The organism is Variovorax sp. Soil_C_33, assembly GCF_057656935.1.
This window is the reverse complement of the sequence record NZ_JBDGJK010000023.1, coordinates 1-19,830: the sequence shown is the minus strand read 5'-3', so window position 1 is coordinate 19,830 and position 19,830 is coordinate 1. Positions and strand designations below refer to the sequence as shown.

The 19,830-nt window shown below is 65.0% G+C and carries 18 protein-coding genes and 4 pseudogenes; 9 read left to right on the top strand and 13 right to left on the bottom strand.

Annotation, left to right across the window (positions count from 1 at the left end; genetic code table 11):
- Positions 1-160: 160 nt before the first annotated feature.
- Together hemN and AC3A6B_RS26830 are read right to left on the bottom strand one after the other, a co-directional pair.
- Positions 161-1,579, bottom strand: a complete 1,419-nt coding sequence (gene hemN / locus AC3A6B_RS26835) for an oxygen-independent coproporphyrinogen III oxidase (RefSeq protein WP_487839752.1) — start codon at positions 1,577-1,579, stop codon at positions 161-163.
- A gap of 445 nt (positions 1,580-2,024) precedes the next feature.
- Positions 2,025-2,468, bottom strand: coding sequence for a universal stress protein (locus AC3A6B_RS26830; protein WP_487839686.1), 444 nt, complete (start codon positions 2,466-2,468; stop codon positions 2,025-2,027).
- 322 nt (positions 2,469-2,790) lie between these two features.
- Between AC3A6B_RS26830 and AC3A6B_RS26825 the strand changes: the two are divergent.
- Positions 2,791-2,928: pseudogene (locus AC3A6B_RS26825) on the top strand (carbonic anhydrase); the annotation flags it as partial.
- A gap of 149 nt (positions 2,929-3,077) precedes the next feature.
- The gene (locus AC3A6B_RS26820; RefSeq protein WP_487839685.1) at positions 3,078-4,415 is read left to right on the top strand and encodes an NAD(P)H-dependent flavin oxidoreductase; all 1,338 of its coding nucleotides are present in this window, start codon (positions 3,078-3,080) and stop codon (positions 4,413-4,415) included.
- On the opposite strand, the pseudogene AC3A6B_RS26815 reads toward AC3A6B_RS26820, so the two are convergent.
- The 5 genes and pseudogenes from AC3A6B_RS26815 to AC3A6B_RS26795 all read right to left on the bottom strand — a co-directional run bounded on the left by AC3A6B_RS26815 (position 4,372) and on the right by AC3A6B_RS26795 (position 6,529).
- Positions 4,372-4,774 (bottom strand): annotated as a pseudogene (locus AC3A6B_RS26815) (ribonucleotide reductase subunit alpha). The gene AC3A6B_RS26820 and the pseudogene AC3A6B_RS26815 sit on opposite strands and share 44 nt — an antisense overlap.
- A complete protein-coding gene (locus AC3A6B_RS26810) occupies positions 4,771-5,160 on the bottom strand; it encodes a cupin domain-containing protein (RefSeq protein ID WP_487839684.1) in 390 nt (129 codons plus the stop codon). The pseudogene AC3A6B_RS26815 and the gene AC3A6B_RS26810 overlap by 4 nt, the downstream one beginning before the upstream one ends.
- Positions 5,161-5,190: 30 nt before the next feature.
- Positions 5,191-5,805: pseudogene (locus AC3A6B_RS26805) on the bottom strand (hemerythrin domain-containing protein); the annotation flags it as partial.
- A 96-nt stretch (positions 5,806-5,901) separates the two neighbouring features.
- Positions 5,902-6,276: pseudogene (locus AC3A6B_RS26800) on the bottom strand (group III truncated hemoglobin); the annotation flags it as partial.
- Positions 6,263-6,529: a hypothetical protein gene (locus AC3A6B_RS26795; RefSeq protein WP_487839683.1), complete on the bottom strand. Its 267-nt coding sequence runs from the start codon at positions 6,527-6,529 to the stop codon at positions 6,263-6,265. The gene AC3A6B_RS26795 and the pseudogene AC3A6B_RS26800, both read right to left, overlap by 14 nt.
- A 290-nt stretch (positions 6,530-6,819) precedes the next feature.
- Here AC3A6B_RS26795 and AC3A6B_RS26790 point away from each other — a divergent pair, with 290 nt between their 5' ends.
- Together AC3A6B_RS26790 and AC3A6B_RS26785 are read left to right on the top strand one after the other, a co-directional pair.
- Entirely contained in the window at positions 6,820-7,200 is a 381-nt protein-coding gene (locus AC3A6B_RS26790) for a YbaN family protein (protein ID WP_487839682.1), read from the top strand.
- 120 nt (positions 7,201-7,320) lie between these two features.
- Positions 7,321-7,545, top strand: coding sequence for a hypothetical protein (locus AC3A6B_RS26785; RefSeq protein WP_487839681.1), 225 nt, complete (start codon positions 7,321-7,323; stop codon positions 7,543-7,545).
- 61 nt (positions 7,546-7,606) lie between these two features.
- On the opposite strand, the gene AC3A6B_RS26780 is transcribed toward AC3A6B_RS26785, so the two are convergent.
- Both AC3A6B_RS26780 and AC3A6B_RS26775 read right to left on the bottom strand, forming a co-directional pair.
- Entirely contained in the window at positions 7,607-8,107 is a 501-nt protein-coding gene (locus AC3A6B_RS26780) for a universal stress protein (RefSeq protein WP_487839680.1), read from the bottom strand.
- A gap of 33 nt (positions 8,108-8,140) precedes the next feature.
- Entirely contained in the window at positions 8,141-9,016 is an 876-nt protein-coding gene (locus tag AC3A6B_RS26775) for a Rossmann-fold NAD(P)-binding domain-containing protein (protein ID WP_487839679.1), read from the bottom strand.
- Between the two features lie 98 nt (positions 9,017-9,114).
- Between AC3A6B_RS26775 and AC3A6B_RS26770 the strand changes: the two genes are divergently transcribed.
- Positions 9,115-9,507 carry a Crp/Fnr family transcriptional regulator gene (locus AC3A6B_RS26770; RefSeq protein ID WP_487839678.1) on the top strand — a complete coding sequence of 131 codons (393 nt, stop codon included), beginning with the start codon at positions 9,115-9,117 and terminating at the stop codon, positions 9,505-9,507.
- A 274-nt stretch (positions 9,508-9,781) separates the two neighbouring features.
- Here AC3A6B_RS26770 and AC3A6B_RS26765 read toward each other — a convergent pair whose 3' ends face one another.
- The 4 genes from AC3A6B_RS26765 to AC3A6B_RS26750 form a co-directional block, all read right to left on the bottom strand.
- Positions 9,782-10,009 carry a hypothetical protein gene (locus AC3A6B_RS26765; RefSeq protein WP_487839677.1) on the bottom strand — a complete coding sequence of 76 codons (228 nt, stop codon included), beginning with the start codon at positions 10,007-10,009 and terminating at the stop codon, positions 9,782-9,784.
- 687 nt (positions 10,010-10,696) lie between these two features.
- On the bottom strand, positions 10,697-13,387 hold the full coding sequence (locus tag AC3A6B_RS26760; RefSeq protein WP_487839676.1) for a bifunctional acetate--CoA ligase family protein/GNAT family N-acetyltransferase: 2,691 nt from the start codon (positions 13,385-13,387) through the stop codon (positions 10,697-10,699).
- A 4-nt stretch (positions 13,388-13,391) separates the two neighbouring features.
- Positions 13,392-14,318: a histone deacetylase family protein gene (locus AC3A6B_RS26755; protein WP_487839675.1), complete on the bottom strand. Its 927-nt coding sequence runs from the start codon at positions 14,316-14,318 to the stop codon at positions 13,392-13,394.
- Between the two features lie 373 nt (positions 14,319-14,691).
- Positions 14,692-15,423: a GntR family transcriptional regulator gene (locus AC3A6B_RS26750; RefSeq protein WP_487839674.1), complete on the bottom strand. Its 732-nt coding sequence runs from the start codon at positions 15,421-15,423 to the stop codon at positions 14,692-14,694.
- A gap of 267 nt (positions 15,424-15,690) precedes the next feature.
- Here AC3A6B_RS26750 and AC3A6B_RS26745 point away from each other — a divergent pair, with 267 nt between their 5' ends.
- The 4 genes from AC3A6B_RS26745 to AC3A6B_RS26730 are packed head-to-tail and all read left to right on the top strand — an operon-like array spanning position 15,691 to position 19,735.
- A complete protein-coding gene (locus AC3A6B_RS26745) occupies positions 15,691-16,938 on the top strand; it encodes an enolase C-terminal domain-like protein (protein WP_487839751.1) in 1,248 nt (415 codons plus the stop codon).
- Between the two features lie 11 nt (positions 16,939-16,949).
- On the top strand, positions 16,950-17,717 hold the full coding sequence (locus tag AC3A6B_RS26740; protein WP_487839673.1) for an SDR family oxidoreductase: 768 nt from the start codon (positions 16,950-16,952) through the stop codon (positions 17,715-17,717).
- 27 nt (positions 17,718-17,744) lie between these two features.
- Positions 17,745-18,767 (top strand): TRAP transporter substrate-binding protein, encoded by a 1,023-nt coding sequence (locus AC3A6B_RS26735; RefSeq protein WP_487839672.1) that lies wholly within the window; start codon positions 17,745-17,747, stop codon positions 18,765-18,767.
- A gap of 5 nt (positions 18,768-18,772) precedes the next feature.
- Positions 18,773-19,735, top strand: a complete 963-nt coding sequence (locus AC3A6B_RS26730) for a tripartite tricarboxylate transporter substrate binding protein (protein WP_487839671.1) — start codon at positions 18,773-18,775, stop codon at positions 19,733-19,735.
- Positions 19,736-19,830 lie beyond the last annotated feature (95 nt).

Genomic DNA, 19,830 nt, shown 5'->3' with positions numbered 1-19,830 from the left:
GGCTATGCTTGTGTGCTGTGCACGATGGTCTCTCCTGAAGGGTGCTTGAGCTTGGGGATCAGACGCCTCGAGCTGCCCGTGAACCATGTCCAGTGAGAGAAAGCTGGGCGTCGACGATTGCGAGTTGCAGTTGAGGCCACGGGGAGATGCGGCGAAGTGGCTAGATGATTCGGGAGAAGCGAGCGCGCTTGCGATCCGTTTGCAGATAGCGGTCAAAGACCATCGCCACGGCACGTACGAAGAACCAGCCTTTGTCGGTGACCGTCAGATCGCGGTCCGTGAGGCAAATCAGGCCGTCCGCCTCCAGCTGGCCGAGGGCGGTCAGTTCGGACGCGAAGTAGTCACGGAAGGTGATCAGGTGGGCGATGTCGATCGACTCGAAGTCGACGTGGCCCTGGCACATGATGGCCATGATCACCGCGCGGCGCAGCACGTCGTCGCGCGACAGCGCGAGCCCGCGCACCACCGGCAGCCGTCCCTGGTTGAGGTGGTCGTAGTACTCCTCCAGGGTCTTTGCGTTCTGGCTGTAGGTGCCGCCAACCCTTCCGATTGCCGATACGCCAAGGGCGACAAGGTCGCAGTCCGGCTGCGTGCTGTAGCCCTGGAAATTGCGGTGCAGCCGACCTTGGCGTTTCGCGACAGCCAGGCTGTCGTCCGGCAACGCGAAGTGGTCCATGCCGATGTAGACATAGCCAGCGGAGGTGAGGGCGGCGATGGAGCGCGACAGCATCTCGATCTTCGTGGCCGCGTAGGGCAACTCGTCGGCGGCGATCCTGCGCTGCGGTTTGAACCTCTCGGGCAGGTGCGCGTAGGCATAGAGGGCGATGCGGTCCGGACGCAGTTGGCAGATCTGCGCCAATGTGCGGTCGAACGAGGCGGCGCTTTGGCGCGGCAGCCCATAGATCAGGTCGACGTTGATGGACTGGAACTGCAACTCGCGCGCCGACGCGACGAGATCGAATACTTGTTGTGCGGGCTGGATGCGATGTACCGCTTGCTGGACGTCGGGGTCGAAGTCCTGGACGCCGAAGCTCAAACGATTGAAGCCCAGGCGGGCCAGGTGGGCAAGGCGGTCGGCGTCGACCGTGCGTGGATCGATCTCGATGGAACATTCGGCGCCCGGCGCGAATGAAAAAGCTTCGCGCAGCATCCGGATCAGGTCGGTCAGGCCGTCATCGCTCAGGAAGGTCGGCGTCCCGCCGCCAAGGTGAAGCTGGCTCACCGCCGTCCGTGCGCTCAATTGCGCCGCGTGCAGGGCGATCTCCTTCTCTAGGTATCGCAGGTACTCACGCGCACGGGAGGCATGCCGCGTGATGATCTTGTTGCACGCGCAGTAGTAGCACAGCGATGCACAGAACGGAATGTGGACGTAGAGGGAAGCGGGGGTCATGACTGCGCTGATGCCCAGCCTTCGCTGCCGCGCCGCGGCACCGTAGTCGTCAGGGCCGAAGGCCTCGACAAAGCGATCTGCCGTCGGGTAGGACGTGTAGCGAGGCCCGGCCACATCGAAGCGGGCCAGCACGTCGGCCGAGACCGAAGACGGTGAGGTTTCGTGGGGCGGAGCCAGGACAGTGGACATCATTGCGTTCAACCAAGGAAAAGCAGATCTTCACTGTGCCTTCGTCGCGCCGGTCGTTGGTTGATGCTTGTCAACATAAGCAGCCGGACCGCTCGGCAGGAGACATCTGAACAACGATCTGGACTAGCGCCCACGACGACGATGACGCCGAGCGACTCGGCTCCCGGCGAGACGCTGGCAGGAGGGGTCGGATGCGGCGTAGAGGCAATGAATGCTGCGACGGTCAGGAGGCGGCGTTGAGTTGTGCGCGGAGCTTGCAATCTGAAGCGCTCACGCTGCGTGCTGCGTACTAGCAGCAGGTGGTCCGGATCAATACGGTCCCGGAGACCTCAGCTTGAGCGCTCGTTCGCAAGGGCATCCACAGGGGGTTCGGGCCGGGTCGGCAGCAAATGGATCAGCGCGCGGCGCGCCTTTGGCGCTTAACACGAAAGAGCGCGGACCAGGGTCAGCGCAGCACGAGCACGGGCACGTCGGAGTTCGCAAGCACGTGCGCGGTTTCGCTGCCCAGGAAAGCGCGAGTCAGCCCTTTCCGTCCGTGCGAGGCCATCACGATGAGATCGCTGCCGTGCTTTTTGGCGGCACCAATGATTGAATCGGCCACTCGATTCGATTTGACAGAAGCCGTACTGACCCTTACGCCGCATGCTTCGGCGCGCTTCTCGACCGCCTCGAGCATTGTCTTGGCCTGCTCAGCGCGCCGGCACCCGATGCGGTTGCTCTCCTCGGCTTCGAACGCGATGCTGCCGTCCATGTAGCTCTTGGCTTGCCGTCGCACCACGGTAAAGGCCCTGAGCTCGGCCTTGTGTTCCGTAGCCAGGTCGATGGCTTTCGAGACGGCCTTTTCCGCCAGCGCGGAACCATCAGTGGCAACAAGAATGCGCTTGAACATGAATCGTCTCCTCGGAGGTTGAGTTTCTGCAGCGTAGTTCTGTGGGGTCTTTGGTAGTTGATCCAGATCAACCATGCACCCGGTTTCAGACGGAGAATGCGGCAGCCGAGCGCAACGTAAAGATTCAGCTGCATCCGAACGAGGAGCCGATCCCGATGACTGACCGATTTCGTGAGCCCGCCTGCCCCTATGGATCCCAGGCACAAGGCCGAGATCGGTTCGTCACCCGTTGAGCGACGCGATACGCAGCATTTCCCACTTGGGCCTTGCTGTCTCGAAGGCCTACGCGCGTCGACTCGTCGGCTGGCTGGATCTGCATCGAACGCTGCACGGTTGGCACTATGTGATCGAGGAGGGCGAAGTCCATGTCTTCGACCTGCGCAGCGGAAGCTTCGTGCCGGCGTCCGACGCCGACCACAGCGGAACCGGGCCGTTCGACCATGCACCGGTCGACGATGGCAGCGCCACCAGCATCTTCAACGAGATTGACGAAGCACTGGGGCCGGCGCGGTGCAAGGTTGACCTTCGTCAACACAACGTTCGCAGCGAAGCACTACCGTGCAGGGGTTCAACACACACGCGGCGCGCACGCGCTTTGCCGCGGCCGCAATGACTACTGCCACCAACTTCGACCCCATCCCTGATACCGGCGACGCCGCCGCTCAACTGATCTCGTTGCTGCGCGAATGCGGCCTGAGACCGCTGCGCCTGGGCGAGCAAACCCTGCTGCCAATCGTCCAGGGCGGCATGGGCGTCGGCATCTCGGCGCATCGCCTCGCCGGCAGCGTCGCTGCGCTCGGCGCGATGGGCACGATCTCGTCCGTCGACCTGCGCCGCCATCATCCGGACCTGATGGAGCGCACGCGCGACCTGCAGCCGGGAGAGGCCGCCACGCGCCGTGCCAAGGAAGATATCAACGCAGCCAATCTGGAAGCGCTGGCGCGCGAGATCCGTGCCGCGCGCGAGCGCTCGGGCGGGCGCGGTCTGCTCGCCATCAACGTGATGCGCGCGGTGGGCGAGTACGCTCCCTCGGTAACGCGCGCGCTCGAATGCGGGATCGATGCGGTGGTGGTCGGCGCCGGCTTGCCGCTCGACCTGCCCGAGCTCGCGCAGGACCACCCCCGCGCGTTGCTCGTGCCTATCCTGTCGGATGCGCGCGGCGTGCAGCTGCTGGTTCGCAAGTGGGAGCGCAGGAAGCGCCTGCCCGACGCGATCGTGATCGAACACCCGCGGCTCGCTGGCGGCCACCTCGGCGCCGCGAAGATCGCCGACCTGGCCGACCCGCGCTTCGACTTCGAGAACGTCATCCCGCAATCGCTCGCATTCCTGCGCGCGGCGGGAATCGAGAAGGAGATCCCGTTGATCGCGGCCGGAGGCATTCGCCGCTTCGAAGATATCGCGCGCGTGCAGGCGCTGGGCGCCGCCGCCGTGCAGCTCGGCACGCCCTTTGCCGTCACGCAAGAGTGCGACGCGCACCCCGAATTCAAGCGCGTGCTGGCGCAGGCGCGCGAGGAGGACATGGTCGAGTTCACCAGCGTGGCCGGCCTGCCCGCGCGTGCCGTGGCAACCCGGTGGCTGAAAGGCTACCTGAAGGCCGAGGTGAAGCTGCAGAGCGTGGCGCACGTCAAGCCGCGCTGCACGCTCGCCTTCGACTGCCTGGCGCAATGCGGGTTGCGCGACGGGCTGGCCGGCTGGGGCCAGTTCTGCATCGACACCCAGTTGGCTGCCGCCCTGCGCGGCGACGTGAAGAAGGGCTTGTTCTTCCGCGGCGTGGGCGCGCTGCCGTTCGGCGACCAGATCCGCAGCGTGCGCGAGCTGCTGGCTCGGCTGTTGACGCCGCACGAGGCCGCGCCCTCGCTCGGCGTCAACGCGTCCCGAGTCGACGGAGCGCGACAGCGCGCTCTCATTCGAGCTGCACGGGCTGGCCTGCGCCGTCAAAGGCGATGAAGCCGTCGATACCGCCGGACTTGATCGACTCGACGATGCGCTGCAACGGCGCTTCGGCCTGGGCGCTGGGTCGGCCCGCGGCCCGCGCTGCCCGACATCGCGGCGGCGAATACGAGGTCCCAGGCCTGGCCGAACTGTTGCGACTCTTCGCGCAGCGCCTCGAAAGAGCCCAGCTCGTCGGGCGTCTTGTCCACGCACATCAGCGGCGTGAGCGTGCCGCCCTGACCGGACTGGAAGCGCTCGCGCTGCTCGGGCGTCGCGTCGTCCGGCAGGCCTGCGGCTGCGAAGACGAACAGCAGGCGCTGCGGCTGTGCCTGTGCGCGCGCAAAACGCAGCAGGTCGTCGAAGCTTGAAATCATGGTGGGCTTTGGGTGTCGGGGAAATGGGTGAGGCGCTGGCCCGGGACGGCCGGTTGCCCCGCGTGCAGGAGGATCGTGACTAGCAGCGAAACGTCTGTCAACGCGTGCACCGCGTGCGGTTCGCCTCCCTCGAGCACCACCAGGCGGCCGGCGGCGAGATGGCAAGTGCGCGAGTGCGTCCTGACTGTCGCTTCGCCTTCCAGGCACTGCACGGTGATCGCGCCGGACACACTGTGCTGCGGTACGTCCGCGCCAGCGCGCAAGACCATGCGCATGAGCTGCAAGGCGGGTGTCTTGATCAGGCTGGTCGTGACGGCCCTGGGCAATTCGTCGCCCAGCGGTCTGATGTCGATCACGTCGAGGGCTTGGGCATGGGGAAGGGCCATGGGATCTCCTCACGGGCGCATGGTGTGTTGTCAATGGCGCGACGAGAACGTCGGCAGCGCGGCGCCTGCGAAGGCTTCGAGCACCGAGCCGACACCGCCCGAGTTCTGCAGCGCGCCGATGATCTTCTTGAAAAGCGGGCGGTAGGCCTCATCGGCCTCGTAGCCTGCGAGCGGATCGCGGTTCATCAGGAACGCCGCGTCGAGTTCGGCCCATTCGTCGGCGCTGAGCACGGTTTCGGCCAGCGGCAAGATCTCGGCTTCCTCGACGTGCATGTGATCGAGATAGAAGTCGGCGTACTGCTTCATCAAGGTCTCGAAGTTGTCCCGGCGGGCTTCACCCTGATCGGTCCCGCTCATCATCCGGAATCCGAGCAGCGCGTGTTCGAGCTCGCGAATCGCCTGCTCGCCCCACGCATGGTCCCGGTCAAGGCGATCGAGCACGGCGTCGGTCTGCGCGTTGCGCCCGCGCAGCTTGGGAAAGAGCAGGCGGCTCTCCTTGGGATGGTGCAGCTTTTCCGGGAACTCGTCGACGTAGAACAGCATGGCCTGCAGTGCATCGAAGTCGGGCAGCGTGCCGCGTCGGCGATGTTCACCGAGGAGCAGGGTGATCGAGCGCAGCATCGCGGACAGCGCCCGGTGTTCGTGGCGGATGATGGTCAGGCTGGGGTGCGTCATGGTGCGGTCTCCCTGGTGTTTCCACTGTGGCGTTTCTGCCGCGAGCTCGCAACCTATGCCCGGGTGATCGGCGCCATGCCGCGCCTGGTATCCATACCAGAGGCTCCCGGCAATGCGGTGTGCGAGGTCGTCGGCCCGTTCCTGGAGATCTGCGTTGCCCAATGCCTGCGTGGTATCGCGGAACAGTGCGAGCCAGCGGTGGAACAGCTGCGCCGTGAGCCCCGGCAATGCAACATGCTTGGGCATTGGCGTGCCCCTGTAGCGAGCCGTGCCTCTCAAGGCAGACGACCAGAAGTCCACCATCTTCGCCAAGTGCCGGTCCCAGTCGGCGACACGCGATTCGAAGATCGGAGCGAGCAACGCGTCGTTGCGCAGCTTCGCATAGAAGGTATGGACGAGCCGGGCGACCTCCTCTTCGGTACAGAGGTCAGAATTCGGCATGATGGAACTCGCCGCGTTCGAAGGGGAGATCGTGCGCGATGGAACCCGGTTTCAGCGCTTGGCAGCCGCGGGCCGTGACCTCAAAGATCTTGGCCTGGTCCTGCCTTGTGCAGTCGTCAGGGCCGATGTGCACTGGCGCAATGAAAGCCTTGACGTCGCCCGCCGCGTCCAGCAGTCGGACCTTGCCGATCTTGGACGGGCTGGAGGTCGTGAATGGAAGCTGCGCGTTCGCAAGCTTCGGCAACATTTCCATGCACATTCCACACCTCCTTGAATCCTTGCGGGCTGTTCAGCACCGGCACTCCAGCCTAGCGCAGCCAAGCCGCCGCCTCTTTGATCTGAAGCAAGCTTTCTGCCGGGCGTCCACTGTGCGGATCGAATCGGCCATGGGTGGATCGCGCCATCTCAGATCGGTGAGCGCTGCGGCAGGTCACGCTTAGCTGCACGCCGAGGCGGGCAAGCAGCCAATGTCGAGGGGCGATTGACCTACCATTCGCAGATGCCTCCTTCGCAGTTCCCGGCAGATCGCTTCAGAGGGCTCGCTTGTTGAAGCGGCTCGAGGGTCCCATCGCAAGGCTGTTCTGGCGGGTGTTGGCCTTGGTACTTGTCGCGCTGGGCCTGCTCGGCGTCTTTCTACCCGTTCTGCCGACGGTGCCATTTCTGCTGGCGGCCGCCTGGGCGGGCGGACGCGGCTGGCCTGCGCTGGAGCATTGGCTCCTCGAACACCCGCGCTACGGCGAGTCCATCCGGCGCTGGCGACAGGGGGGTGCGGTGTCGCGCCGCGCGAAGTGGGCCGCGAGTTGGATGATGATCTTCAGCGCGGCCTTGCTGCTCGTCACCAACGCGCCGATCGTCGTGAAGGTTGCGGCGCCGCTCCTCATGGCGGTGATTGCGATCTGGCTGTGGAAACGACCCGAGCCGTGAACTCATTGGCCGCAGCGGTGGCGCGGTCTGTCTCAGGTTCGCCGTTCGTGCCCGTGCCGGGGCGAGAGACGCCGTTTTCCAAATCGAAGCAGATTTCCCAAATGGAAGCAGATCGACTTTGTGGGCGACACATTGCCCGAGCGCGATCGACAGAAGGCGCTGCAGATGCCGGCGATTGACATCATGGACTACATCAGAAGGATCGAAGGTTGTAAGGCCGCGCTGCTCATGGCCTGGCGTTCGCTCCGGAAGGGGATGAAGTTCGGCCTTGGCCTTGCAGTCGAAGGTCAGACGCTGCGAGCGGTTGCAACGCGCAGTGTCGCCCCGTCGGGAACTGCAACTTGACGGCAGCGAAGGTGAAGCGGTACGCCGGGGGCTGAGACAGTCGAGCCAGCCGTCGGTCTCGTCACTCGAATGCAAGCGCTGGTGCGAGCGCGGCCTGTTGCCTTGTCGAGGAGCGCTTGTCGGCAGCTTCTTCGTCCGGCTCGGGAACCAGCATCACGGGAATTATTGACGTTCGCAGGAAGCGCTCTGCATCGCTTCCCATCGCCCAGCGCCCGCGACGCCCAGGCGTGCTCAGAACAATGAGGTCTGCCGGCCACATTCTTGCTTCGTATGCAACAGCGTCGGCGAGGGGAGTGGCAAAGTCGCTGTACAGCATCACATCCGCAAGCACGCCGCGAGCCTCGGCAGCTTTTCTGGCTGCTTCAAGGATCTCCCGCCCCCAATTGCGCAGCGTACCCAGCCAGGTGTCCTTATTGGTGGATCTGCGCCCGAGCGAGAGATCATCCACCACGTGAAGCAGCCGCAGCAGGCCCCTCGTGGTCCTTGCGATATCGATGGCCTCGTCCAAGCTTCTGCTGGAAGCCGGACTCCCGTCGAGGAGAACCAGAATCCGTTTGTGCATGGCGCGTTGCTCTTGAGCGAGGTGAAGGAGCTATCAGTATCGAAGGAGCGAGGATTCGTGCCCTGATATGGCGCAAGAACCGGCGCGGGAGGACCCCAGAGTCCGTGCCGCCGCGAGCGCGCCCGAATTGACTTTGACAATCGTCTCGAGCAGTTCGGCTTGCATCATGCAGCGATGGTTTTCGGAACACCGAAGCGCGTCCAGCGGGCCGGCTGGCCCGCATAGCGACCAGTGGGGGCCCTTGGTCGCATCGACCACGAAGGTCGCGTCCTCCGATCCCGCCTGCGGGCGTTCTTCGGTACCCATCTCGAAGCCCATCGCCCGCGCAGCCGGCAGGAAGGCGCGTGCCCGCGCCGTCGTCGGGTCGCCGAGGAACCGGATCGATGCGCCTGGGGCCGGCCGATGCTCGACGAGCGTCATGAGATCCGCCAGCGCCCTTGCCGGGTGGTGGTTTAGGCCCAGTCCCTCGTAGACCGGGACGCCCGCCTCCTGCTCGATCTGACGTACGGAGGCCGGCGCCAGCGTTCCGCAGTCGATGGCGTCGTACATGCGCCCGAGCATCCGGGCCAGGGCGCGAAGCTTGTCCTTTGCCGACGCCGAGCCAGCCGGATCGTCGAATCGGACCTCGGAAACCCGGGCGCCCAGTTCCTGCGCGGCGCGATGGAGTGCCGACGTCTCCTCGCCGGGCGGGGTGTCGAGGAGCAGCGCCAGGTTCTTGCCGTGCAGCGGCTTGCCGATCGTGCCAGCGCGGGCGTCCTCACGCAGGCGCCGGGCGGCCGCAAAGATCGCCAGGATCTCTTCCGCGGCCAGCGGCTCGCCGGCGGACCCGCGGTGAGATGGAATGGAGAGAACGGATTTCACATCAGCGAAGGTATTGCCTGCTGCGATCGGGGCCTTGATCGCCGTCAACAATCCGTCATCCTGCCGCCGTCGATACCGGCCGGATACCAAGCATTCACCCGCCGTTACCGGGGGCGACCGCCTGGGCCATTCGCTATGACGCGCTGTTGCAGGCAGCCCTTCGCACGCCCGCGCTGCTGACCGCGCTGCATGAGGCCATGAGCCGCGAGCTCACCCGCGATCTCGATTCGATGCTGTTCTTGTGCACCTTGCCCGCCGACGCCCGCGTGGCCGGTTTCCTGCGCTACTGGGCCGACGCGCTCGCACAGCGCGGCCTGCGCACCGACCAGATCACGCTGCGCATGACGCGCGCCGAGATCGGCAACTACCTCGGCATGACGCTGGAGAGCGTGAACCGTGCGCTCTCCCGACTGGCGCGTGGCGACGTGATCCGCTTCACCGAGAAGGGTCGGCGCGACATCCACATTCCGCAGGTGGAGGCGCTCACGAGCTTCATGCAGAGCCTTGCCGCACCGATGAGCGCCGCCGCCCTTCACTGAGCAGTGCTCAGAACCCGCGCGCACTCGGACATCAGCAGCATCGGTGGTCTGGCAACCGCGTGCGCGCAGGACGCGTCTACAGGCTCGAGATCGGCGAAGTGGTGCTCTACGGTGGTGAAAGTCCGTATCGCGAGCGCGTCCATGAGGCGGCGCTTGTCAATTTCGGTTTCCCGTGGAGGTGCGACCGCCCGCCATTCCTTCACAACCCGGCTTGTACAGACTGTCAAGCGCCACCCAGTGGCCACAGTCAATTTCTCAAGCCCTCGACCTTCATTCACTCTGTCAGCAACCTGCCGCTGCTGTCAAAAACGCGAACGCGGGCGGGGATTGCAGTACGCACACTCTGCGTCACGACACAAAAGTCCTCGAACTGCGCAAGCGCCCTGTCCAGAAACCGGATCGTCGCAGCCGGAGCGCCAAGATGAATATCCACCTCAATGCGGTCCATGCGCAGTCGACCCTGCGCGTTGCGCAACTGCTTGGCATCGGCTGTCGTGCGCATGAGGATCGAATGGTTCTTGAATTTCCGAAGCGAGAACGGAGGCTGGAGACAGGCAGTTGGCGACTGCGGCCACCAGTAGCTTCTCTGAATCAGGACCAGCTCCGGTTCCCAATGGCGGGCTTGCATCGGTCACAAGCACCGCACCTCAGGCTGCCCAAAGTCGACCGCAAATCGATAGTCCGCTTGAAGGACGAGTTCGACGGTACCCACCGCGTCCATCACCTACGACGCAGCGCAAGCCGCGTCGACCGGTTGCGCCCCTTGGCTTCTCGAGGGTTCATCGAATCTCCAAGGGGCCTGATCCCGTTGCACGCATCGATGCCTCTGGGTGCATCTGGACAGGGCCGAGCTTACAGAGTTTGGGCCAGCCGTTCGAACGGAGGGCGAAGTTGGATGGCGACGCGATGCCGCGAACTGCCAGGCATGCAGCGAGCGCATGGTGCGGCAAGCAGGGGGAAAGAAGCGACCGCCCCCTTCGAGTCTGCTCCGGCCTGGACTTCGCACGGGCGCGCAACCGCAGCACGAAAGGCAGGTGAAGGCGTCCGCGCGAACTGCGTCGCATCTGCGGAACTCGCGATTCGATCCCGCAAACGGCAACGCGCAGACGCGATCGCCGAGCGCCGCGCAAACTCCGGCGCGGTCCGATCCGGAGCAGCCCTCGGCGCATTGATGCTCAGCGCACTTGAGTCACAAGGTGCGACTCACCAGTTTGAAGTCCGCATCTTCGGCAAAGGACTTGATCGAAAAGCCCAACCGCTTCACGAGCTTCAACATGTCGGCGTTGTTGCTCAGCACCAGCCCATCAATCTCCGAGAGGCCCTTGTCGCGGGCCACATCGATGATCGCCTCCAACAAGCGTGATCCCAGTCCCTTGCCGCTGTAGTCGTCTGCAATCACCAATGAGAACTCGCAACTCGATTGATCCGGATTGGTGATGTAGCGCGACACGCCCACGATACGTTCGGTCTCGAGGACGGCGCCATCGTCTGCGACGCCACGCTCCCGCACCACTGCGACGAGCGCCATTTCGCGGTCGTAGTCGATCAAGGTGAAGCGCGAAAGCATCGACGGCGGCAACTCGTGGAAGCGCGAAACAAACCGGAACCAGCGGCTTTCGGGCGAGAGCTGCTGCACCAGGGCTTGAAGCATCTGCGCGTCGTCGGGATGAACGGCTCGCACGGTGTAGGTGCCTCCACCGGGCAAAGGCCACTCGCGCTGGTAGCGCGCAGGGTAGGGCAGGATGGCCAGGTGCTGGTAGCTGTTGATGAGGCCGCTTGCGCCCTGCGGCGTGCTGTCGACGACGATGCGAGCATCGACCGCCACTGCGCCCGTTTCGTCGACGATGATCGGGTTGATGTCCATCTCCCGCAGTTCGGGAAGTTCGCACACCATCTCGGAAACCCGCAGCAGCACCTGCTCCAGCGCCTCCATGTCCACGGCTGCCGCCCCGCGCCATTCGTGCAGGGTTTCGGCGACCCGCGAGCGTTCGATCAGCCGGCGCGCCAGGAACTGGTTGAGCGGCGGCAGCTCCATGGCACGGTCGTCCAGCAGCTCGATCATGGTGCCGCCTGCGCCGAACACGATGACGGGGCCGAACGGGTCGTCGGTCACCAGGCCCACATGGATTTCGCGCCCGCGCCGGGCCGTGGCCATCTTCTGAACGGTCACGCCGTTGATGCGCGCATCCGGTGCCAGCCGCACCACGCGTTCCATCATGTCGCTGTACGTGTCGCGTGCACCGGCGCCGTTCATGACGTTCAGCGCCACGCCCTCCACATCCGACTTGTGGCTGATGTCGGGCGAATCGATCTTGAGCGCGACGGGGAAGCCCAGCTGGGTGGCGATCATCATCGCTTCGTTGGCGCTGCGCGCCAGCAAGGTGCGGGTGATCGGGATATGGAACGATGACAGCAGGGTTTTCGACTCCATCTCGGTCAGTACCTTGCGCCGTTCCGCCAGCACGCTCTCGATCAGCAGCCGCGCACCCTCGATATCCGGCTTGGCGAGAGCCGACAGCGGCGGCGGGGTCTGCTGGAGCAGCGCCTGGTTGCGGTAGAAGGCCGCGATGTTGCCGAATGCGCCAACCGCCGCTTCCGGCGTGCGGAAGCTCGGGATGGTGGCCTCCCCCAGCACCGCACGTGCGGGGCCGACCGAGGCGTCGCCCATCCAGCATGACAGCAGCGGTTTGCTCATCGGCCGCGGGATATCGGCCAGCACGCGCGCAGCCGCTACCGCGTCGGCGCCTGTCTTAGGCGAGAAGATGGCCAGGACGCCGTCTATCTGCGGGTCGGCGGCGGCCGCATCGACCGCGGCCCGGAAGTGAGCGGGCTCGGCTTCCTCCGAAAGGTCGATCAGATCGGTGAGCGAAGCCGACGCGGGCAGCCGGGGCTGCAGCGTCTTGAGCGAGTCGGGTGACAGCTTCCCGAGTTGTAGGCCGATCTCATTGACCCAGTCCGCCGCCAGAACACCCGGGCCGCCGCCATTGGTGACGATGGCCAGGCGCCGGCCGACCGGGCGATAGCGCGAGGCCAGGCATTTGGCGGCCGAGAACAGTTCGACGAACGAGCGCACCCGCACCGCACCGGCGCGTCGCAGTGCAGCGTCGAAGACATCGTCGCTGCCGACGGTCGAGCCACTGTGCGTGTGCGCAGCTTCGTTGCCGGCGGGTTTGCGACCGGCCTTGAGCACCACCACCGGCTTGGCATGCGAGGCCGACCGCAGTGCACTCATGAAGCGGCGAGCGCTGGAGATCCCTTCGAGGTAGACGATGATGCTGTGCGTGGCGGCATCGTTGGCGAGGAAGTCCAGCACCTGGGCAATGTCCACCGCTGTATGGCGGCCGAGCGACACGACGCTGGAGAACCCGACCGCGTTCTTGCGCGCCCAATCGAGCATCGACGCCGTCAGCGCGCCGGACTGCGACACCAGCGCGAGCGGGCCGGCCTTGGCCAGCGGGCCGGCCGTGCTGGCATTGAGCGTCAACGGCGGGCGCTGAAAGCCGAGCGAGTTCGGACCGAGGAGGTGAACGCCGTCGCGGCGCGCGATCTTTCGCAGTTGCGCAGCCTGCTCGGTAGCGATGCCGTTGGAGATGACGAGCGCGGCGCGGCAGCCGATGCGGCCGACGACCTCCAGTGCAGAGGCGATCTCCTGAGGGGGCAGCGCGATGATCGCGAGATCGGAGCGCGTCTGCGCCAGATCCCCCAGCGTGCCGCTGGTGCGGATGTCCAGAAACTGCAGCGTTCCGTCAAACCGGTCTGCGCGAAGCGCTTCGCGTACGGCCCGCGACTGCGAAGTCTGGCCGACCGGGTCATCGGCCTGGCCCGCGAAGACAACGACTGAGCCCGGCGCGAGCAGCGGGGTGAGGTAGTGCTTGTCCATGACCTTAGTCTGCACCCATCAGGACCTTGACATGCGCCGCGGCACTGCGCGCCAGCGCGCTCAGCGCATAGCCGCCTTCGAGACAGGAGATGACCCGGCCCCGGCAGTGGCGCTGCGCGACGGCCATGATCTGCTGCGTCACCCATGTGTAGTCGCCTTCCACCAGCGCCAGATTTCCCATGTCGTCCTCCCGGTGGCCATCGAAGCCGGCGGAGATGTAGATGAGCTCGGGGGCGAGGGCCTCGAGCGCCGGCAGCCATTGGTGGATGACCGCTGCGCGGAAGGCGTCGCTGCCCGAGCGCGAACGCAGGCCGACGTTGACCATGTTCGGACCCTCGTCTTCCTCGCCCGAGAAAGGATAGATCCCTTTTTCGAAGATGGAACACATGAGCACACGGTCGTCGCCCTTGAAGATGTCGGCGCTGCCATTGCCGTGATGCACGTCGAAGTCGATCAGCGCCACGCGCTGCAGGCCGTGCACATCGAGCGCGTGCCGGATGCCGACGGCCACGTTGTTGAAGAAGCAGAAGCCCATGGCGGCAGCGCGCTCGGCATGATGGCCGGGGGGCCGGACGCAACAGAACGCCGCGGGCGCCTTGCCCGAAAGAACCAGCTCGCAAGCCAGAACCGAGGCGCCCGCCGCGCGCCGTGCGGCCTGCATGGTGTATCGGTTCATGCTGGTGTCGGGGTCAACCTGGTGATGCCCTTCGTCCGGCGAAGCCGCAGCGAGTTCGCGCACGTGGGCGAGCGAGTGTGCCCGCCCCAGTTGATCATCGGTGGCGAGCGGAGCGTCGTACGGGACCATGTAGTCGAGCAGACCGCTGATCAGAAGCCGGTCGTGGATAGCCGAAAGCCGTTCCGGACATTCCGGATGGTCGGCGCCCATTTCATGGCGTGCGCAGTCGGGGTGGGTGATGTAAGCGGTCAGCAATAAGACTCCTGGGCCATCGCGCGCCGCGCGGCGCGGGTCTGAGCGCAGTCTAGGCGCGGTCGATCCGACATTTCATGAGCTGCATCAAGCTCAGGGCGACGGCGAGTCGCTGGCGCTCGTTGATCTGCGCGATTGGGTGGAAGGTCCCGCGCCCTGCGCGACTGATCTGGCTTTTGCACGTTCGGGCGAAAGGGAACATTGGGTCATCACCACGGCGCGTCATAGTGTGCCGTTAGACACATTGGCGAGCGCGCCATTGTCGGGTCGACTGCTCGAACTGGCCATCTGATGCGGCGTTTCAGACGAGGGGCAATACCCTCACGTTCATGAGCATGCTCGCGCCGCGCTTGAAAGGCAAAAAGTCGTCCGCAGCCTACGTATCTGCTCTTTCGTCGAGCGGGGCGTCAGACCGCAAGAATGTCTCATCCAGCTCGCCAAGCCGGCAGTCCAGAAGTGCCGGCTCGACTTCGCGCTCAAGCACGTCGAACATTCCTTCGACAAAGTCCACCAGGCGATCGGATGCAGATATCGCATCATTCACATTGCCGGTGGCGACTGCATCAAGGACGGCAATGTGCGCATCCACCGTGTCCTGCAGGTTGGCACCACGCTGCGCATGCGTGTGATAGATCCAGCCGATGCGGCGGAAGATGGTGTGCAAGGGCCGCAGCGTGCTCTCGACGAAAGGCTCGCCGGCGGCCGCGAGAAAGAGCTGGTCGATGCGCCGGTCCACCACGTTGAACTGCTCGAGAGTGATCGCGTCCCTGTGTTCAGCCAACTGGCGCTTGAGATGCAGCATCTGGTTGCGCTGTGAAGAACCGGATCGCTCGGTGGCTAACCGGATCACGAAACGCTCCATATCGCGTCGAAGCCGCAGCAGAACGCGATCGCGCGTGAGATCGACCGGCACGATCTGCAAACCATGCCGTGGGGTTACATGCACCAGCGTATCGGCGGCCAGCCGATTGACGGCCTGCAGAACCGGCGTACGACCGAAGCCGACCATTCTTTGCAGATCGTGCGTCGCCAGGAACAGTCCCGGCCTGAGCTCGCAGCAGACCAGCAGCTCTTCGATGCGCGCATAAGCCAGGTCGGAGAGGCTCACCGAACTTCGCCGGCGAGACGAGTCCTGAGCCGAAGCGCTCTTTGCGACCGGGCGCGGTCGCGGACGGGTGGTTGGAGGCATGCGGCTTGTGAGTCAGAGGGGTCGGTGCCCATTGCACGTTCCATGCCGAAGCATAGCCTGATATTCAAGCAATTCTTCAACCCGGACTTAGCGGTTCCCTTAGGAGAACGCCGGAAGGCCGGGCACTGGCAAGCAATAGGGAAAACACGAAGAACCTTTGTGAAATATCACAGTATTCTTTGCGTCATGGCAACCCTGGTCTCTGACGTCAAAGTCATCCTCACGGCCCCTGAGGGGATCAACCTCCTCGTCGTCAAGGTGGAGACCAACCAGCCCGGCCTTTACGGGCTCGGCTGCGCCACCTTCTCCTACCGGCATCTGGCCGTGCAATGCGTGGTCGAGGAATACCTCCGCCCCCTCTTGATCGGGCGCGACGTGAGCGCGATCGAGGAGTTGTGGCAGCTGATGCACCAGAACGCCTACTGGCGCAACGGACCGATCGAGAACAACGCGATCTCGGGCGTCGACATGGCGCTGTGGGACATCAAGGGGAAGATGGCTGGCATGCCCCTTTACCAGCTGTTCGGGGGCAAGTGTCGGGAGGGCGTACCCATCTACCGGCATGCGGATGGCCGGGACCTGGCTGAGCTCTGCGACAACATCCAGAAGTATCGGGAGCAGGGCATCACCCACATCCGCTGTCAGAGCGGCGGCTACGGCGGCGGCGCCTTCGGGCCCGCCCCCGCGACGGCGCCGAGGGGCGCGGCGGATGGCATCTACCTGGACAGCAGGACGTACATGCGCGACACGATCAAGCTGTTCGAAGGCATCCGGGCGAAGGTGGGCTTCGATGTTTCGCTCTGCCACGACGTGCACGAGCGGCTGAAGCCGATCGAGGCGATCCAGTTCGCCTGCGAGATGGAGCGGTTCGATCTGTTCTTCCTCGAGGATGCGATCCCGCTCGAAGAGGGCAAGTGGTTGCGCCAGCTGCGCGACAAGACCCGCATCCCGCTGGCGCAGGGCGAGCTGTTCAACAACCCGTCTGAATGGAAGACCCTGATCGCCGAGCAATTGATCGACTACATCCGCGTGCACCTGAGCCAGATCGGCGGCATAACGCCCGGCAGGAAGCTGCAGCTCTTTGCCGAGCAGTTTGGCGTGCGGACCGCATGGCACGGGCCGGGCGACATGTCACCGCTCGGCCACGCGGCCAACATCCACATCGACCTGGCTGCGCGCAACTTCGGCGTGCAGGAGTGGTCGGGCACGGAGCCGCCCAACTTCGTCATCCAGGAACTCAAGGGACCGCGTGACGCCCTGCTCGACGTCTTTCCGGGACTGCCGGCGTTCGAGAACGGTTATGTCTATGCCAACGACAAGCCGGGCCTCGGCGTGGACATCGACGAAGCACAGGCCAGGAAGTACCCATGCGAGAACGTCGTGACCACATGGACGCAAACGCGCCTGGCCGACGGAACGCTTCAGACGCCCTAGGAACAGAGACCATGTCCATCCAACTCTTCGACCTGACGGGCCGCACCGCGCTCGTCACCGGTTCCTCGCGCGGCCTGGGCTTTGCCATCGCCGAGGGCCTTGCCGCCGCTGGCGCACGAATCGTGCTCAATGGCATCGATGCGGTACGGCTGGCCGATTCGGCCGCCGCGCTGCGCAGCAAGGGCTACGCGGTCGAGGCGTACGCCTTCGACGTCTGCAACGAGGGCGCAGTGGTCGGCGCGTTCGACCAGTTGGACGCGGCGCGCATCGAGGTCGACATCCTCGTGAACAACGCCGGCGTGCAGTTCCGCAAGCCCATGGTCGAGCTTGCCACGGAAGACTGGCGCCGCGTGATCGAGACCAATCTGACCAGTGCCTTCGTGGTTGGACGCGAAGCGGCTCGCCGCATGATCCCGCGCGGCCGCGGCAAGGTCATCAACATCGGTTCGCTCACCAGCGAACTCGCGCGTGCGACCGTCGCGCCCTACACCGTGGCCAAGGGCGGGATCAAGATGCTGACGCGCGCCATGACGGCCGAATGGGCCAGCCACAACATCCAAGCCAACGCCATCGGGCCTGGCTACATGCTGACTGACATGAACCAGGCCCTGATCGACAACCCGAGTTTCGATGCCTGGGTCAAGGGCCGCACGCCGGCTGGCCGCTGGGGCCGCCCGGAGGAACTGGTGGGCGTGGCCGTCTTCCTCGCATCCAGCGCTTCCGATTACGTCAGCGGCCAGATCATCTACGTCGATGGCGGCATGGTTTCCGTTCTCTAACTACACATTCCATTCAGGAGACAGTCGATGAAACGAAGCATTCGCGCGGTCGTTGCTGGGTTGACCGTTGCCGGCGCCTGTATTGGCGCGGCGGGCACGGCCTTCGCCCAGGACATCAAAGAGCGCAACATCAAGTTCGCCTTTGCCAATACGGCGGACTCGGCGCACGGGATCGGCGCCAAGCGCTTTGCCGAGGTGGTCGCGAGCAAGAGCGGCGGCAAGCTGAACGTCAAGCTCTACGGCAGCGGCACGCTCGGCGGTGAGGCCGTGGTCGCCTCGGCGATGCAGGGCGGCACCATCGAGATGTCGATGATGGGGCCGGGCCTCCTGACCGGCATGGACAAGGAGTTCGGCGTCTTCGACACGCCCTTCCTGTTCGACACCTTCAAGGAGGTCGATGCCGCACTGGACGGCCCGGTCGGCAAGAAGCTGCTCGACAAGCTGCCTGCCAAAGGGCTGGTCGGCCTGTCCTACTGGGACCATGGTTTTCGAATCCTGACCAACAGCAAGCGTCCGATCGCCAAGCTCGAGGACATCCAGGGACTGAAGATCCGGGTGCAACAGATCCCGGTATTCATCGAGTCCTTCAATGCGATGGGCGCCAATGCCGTGCCGATGCCTTTCCCCGAGCTGTATTCGGCCCTCGAGCAGAAAGCCGTCGACGGCCAGGAGAACCCGTTCATCTCGGTCGAGGTGACCAAGTTCTACGAGGTCCAGAAGTACGCCTCCACCACGCGCCACGCGTACTCGCCGCTGCTCGTGCTGATGAGCAAGAAGTTCTGGGACCAGCTGTCGGCCGATGAGCGCAAGGTTCTGACGGACGCAGCCAACGAGGTGAAGAGCTACGAGCGCCAGGTGTCGCGCGAACTGGACGCCAAGGCGCTCGACACGCTCAAGAGCAGGGGCATGGTGATCACCGAAGTCTCGGCGCAGGAACGTGCGCGGATGCGCGACAAGCTCAAGCCGGTGATCGATAAGCATCGCCAGACAACAGGCGAACTGGGCAAGGAAATGACGGCCGAGGTCGAACGTATTCGTTCCGGAAAGTGAAGACCGTGAATGCCCGAAACATCCTTGGCGCCATCGCCGCGATCGCGGCGGCGCTGTGGTCCCCTGTCGCGCCGGCCGCGGACTATCCGAGCCGGCCTATTGAGATGGTAGTACCCTCGTCGGCGGGCGGCGGCACGGACGTAATGGCCCGGCTCTTCGCCGAGGCTGCCAAGAAGAACGTGCCGCAGCCCTTCATCGTCACCAACAAGCCGGGCGCTGGCGGTGGCATCGGCATGACGGAGGTGCAGCGCGCGCCAGCCGACGGCTACAAGATCGGCGTGCTGATCTCCGAGCTGGCGATCATTCCCCACCTCGGAATGACCAAGGTCACGACCGCCGACTTCATCGCCGTTGCGCGGCTCAATGGCGATCCGGGCCTGATCGCCGTGCGCGCCGACTCGCCATGGCAGTCGATCGACGACCTGTTGGCCGCCGCGAAAAGGCAGGATGGCGCCGTGTCGATGGGCAACGCCGGCACCGGCACCATCTGGCACCTCGCGGCCGCGGCCGTCGAACAGAAGACACGCGTGCGCTTCAACCACGTGCCCTACCAGGGCGCCGCACCGAGCGTGCTCGCGCTGGCGGGCGGCCATGTCGATGCGATCGTCGTGAGCCCGGCGGAGATCGGTTCGCATATGGCAGCCGGCAAAGTGCGGGTCCTGGTGTCCATGGCCGAAGGCCGGCTCGCGGCCCCCTACGACAAGGTCGCGACCTTCAAGGAGAAGGGCGTGGACCTGGTGCTGGGCACCTGGCGCGGCCTGGGCGTGCCCGCGGGCACGCCGCCCGAGGTGGTGCGGTACCTGCGCGAGGCGGCGCGCAAGACCTCCGAGGACCCCGCGTTTCGCGAAGCCTTGACCAAGGCCAACCTGCAGCCGGCCTACATGGATGGCGAACAGTTCCAGGCCTTCATGAACAGCCAATCGACCTATTTCAAGTCGCTGCTGGCGACCGTCGAGATCAAGAAGTAGGGCGCCCGTATGGAAGCACTCGTCATCCACGCCCCCGGCGATCTGCGCGTCGAAGAAGTCGCGACCCCCGAACTCGGCCCCGGCCAGCTGCAGGT

Coding starts and splice junctions, on each gene's coding strand:
- AC3A6B_RS26735 (WP_487839672.1), top strand. CDS start 17,745: ATGAAACGAAGCATTCGCGCGGTCGTTGCTGGGTTGACCGTTGCCGGC.
- AC3A6B_RS26780 (WP_487839680.1), bottom strand. CDS start 8,107: ATGCACAAACGGATTCTGGTTCTCCTCGACGGGAGTCCGGCTTCCAGC.
- AC3A6B_RS26765 (WP_487839677.1), bottom strand. CDS start 10,009: ATGCGCACGACAGCCGATGCCAAGCAGTTGCGCAACGCGCAGGGTCGA.
- AC3A6B_RS26745 (WP_487839751.1), top strand. CDS start 15,691: ATGGCAACCCTGGTCTCTGACGTCAAAGTCATCCTCACGGCCCCTGAG.
- AC3A6B_RS26760 (WP_487839676.1), bottom strand. CDS start 13,387: ATGGACAAGCACTACCTCACCCCGCTGCTCGCGCCGGGCTCAGTCGTT.
- AC3A6B_RS26795 (WP_487839683.1), bottom strand. CDS start 6,529: ATGGAAATGTTGCCGAAGCTTGCGAACGCGCAGCTTCCATTCACGACC.
- AC3A6B_RS26820 (WP_487839685.1), top strand. CDS start 3,078: ATGACTACTGCCACCAACTTCGACCCCATCCCTGATACCGGCGACGCC.
- AC3A6B_RS26810 (WP_487839684.1), bottom strand. CDS start 5,160: ATGGCCCTTCCCCATGCCCAAGCCCTCGACGTGATCGACATCAGACCG.
- AC3A6B_RS26740 (WP_487839673.1), top strand. CDS start 16,950: ATGTCCATCCAACTCTTCGACCTGACGGGCCGCACCGCGCTCGTCACC.
- AC3A6B_RS26830 (WP_487839686.1), bottom strand. CDS start 2,468: ATGTTCAAGCGCATTCTTGTTGCCACTGATGGTTCCGCGCTGGCGGAA.
- hemN (WP_487839752.1), bottom strand. CDS start 1,579: ATGTCCACTGTCCTGGCTCCGCCCCACGAAACCTCACCGTCTTCGGTC.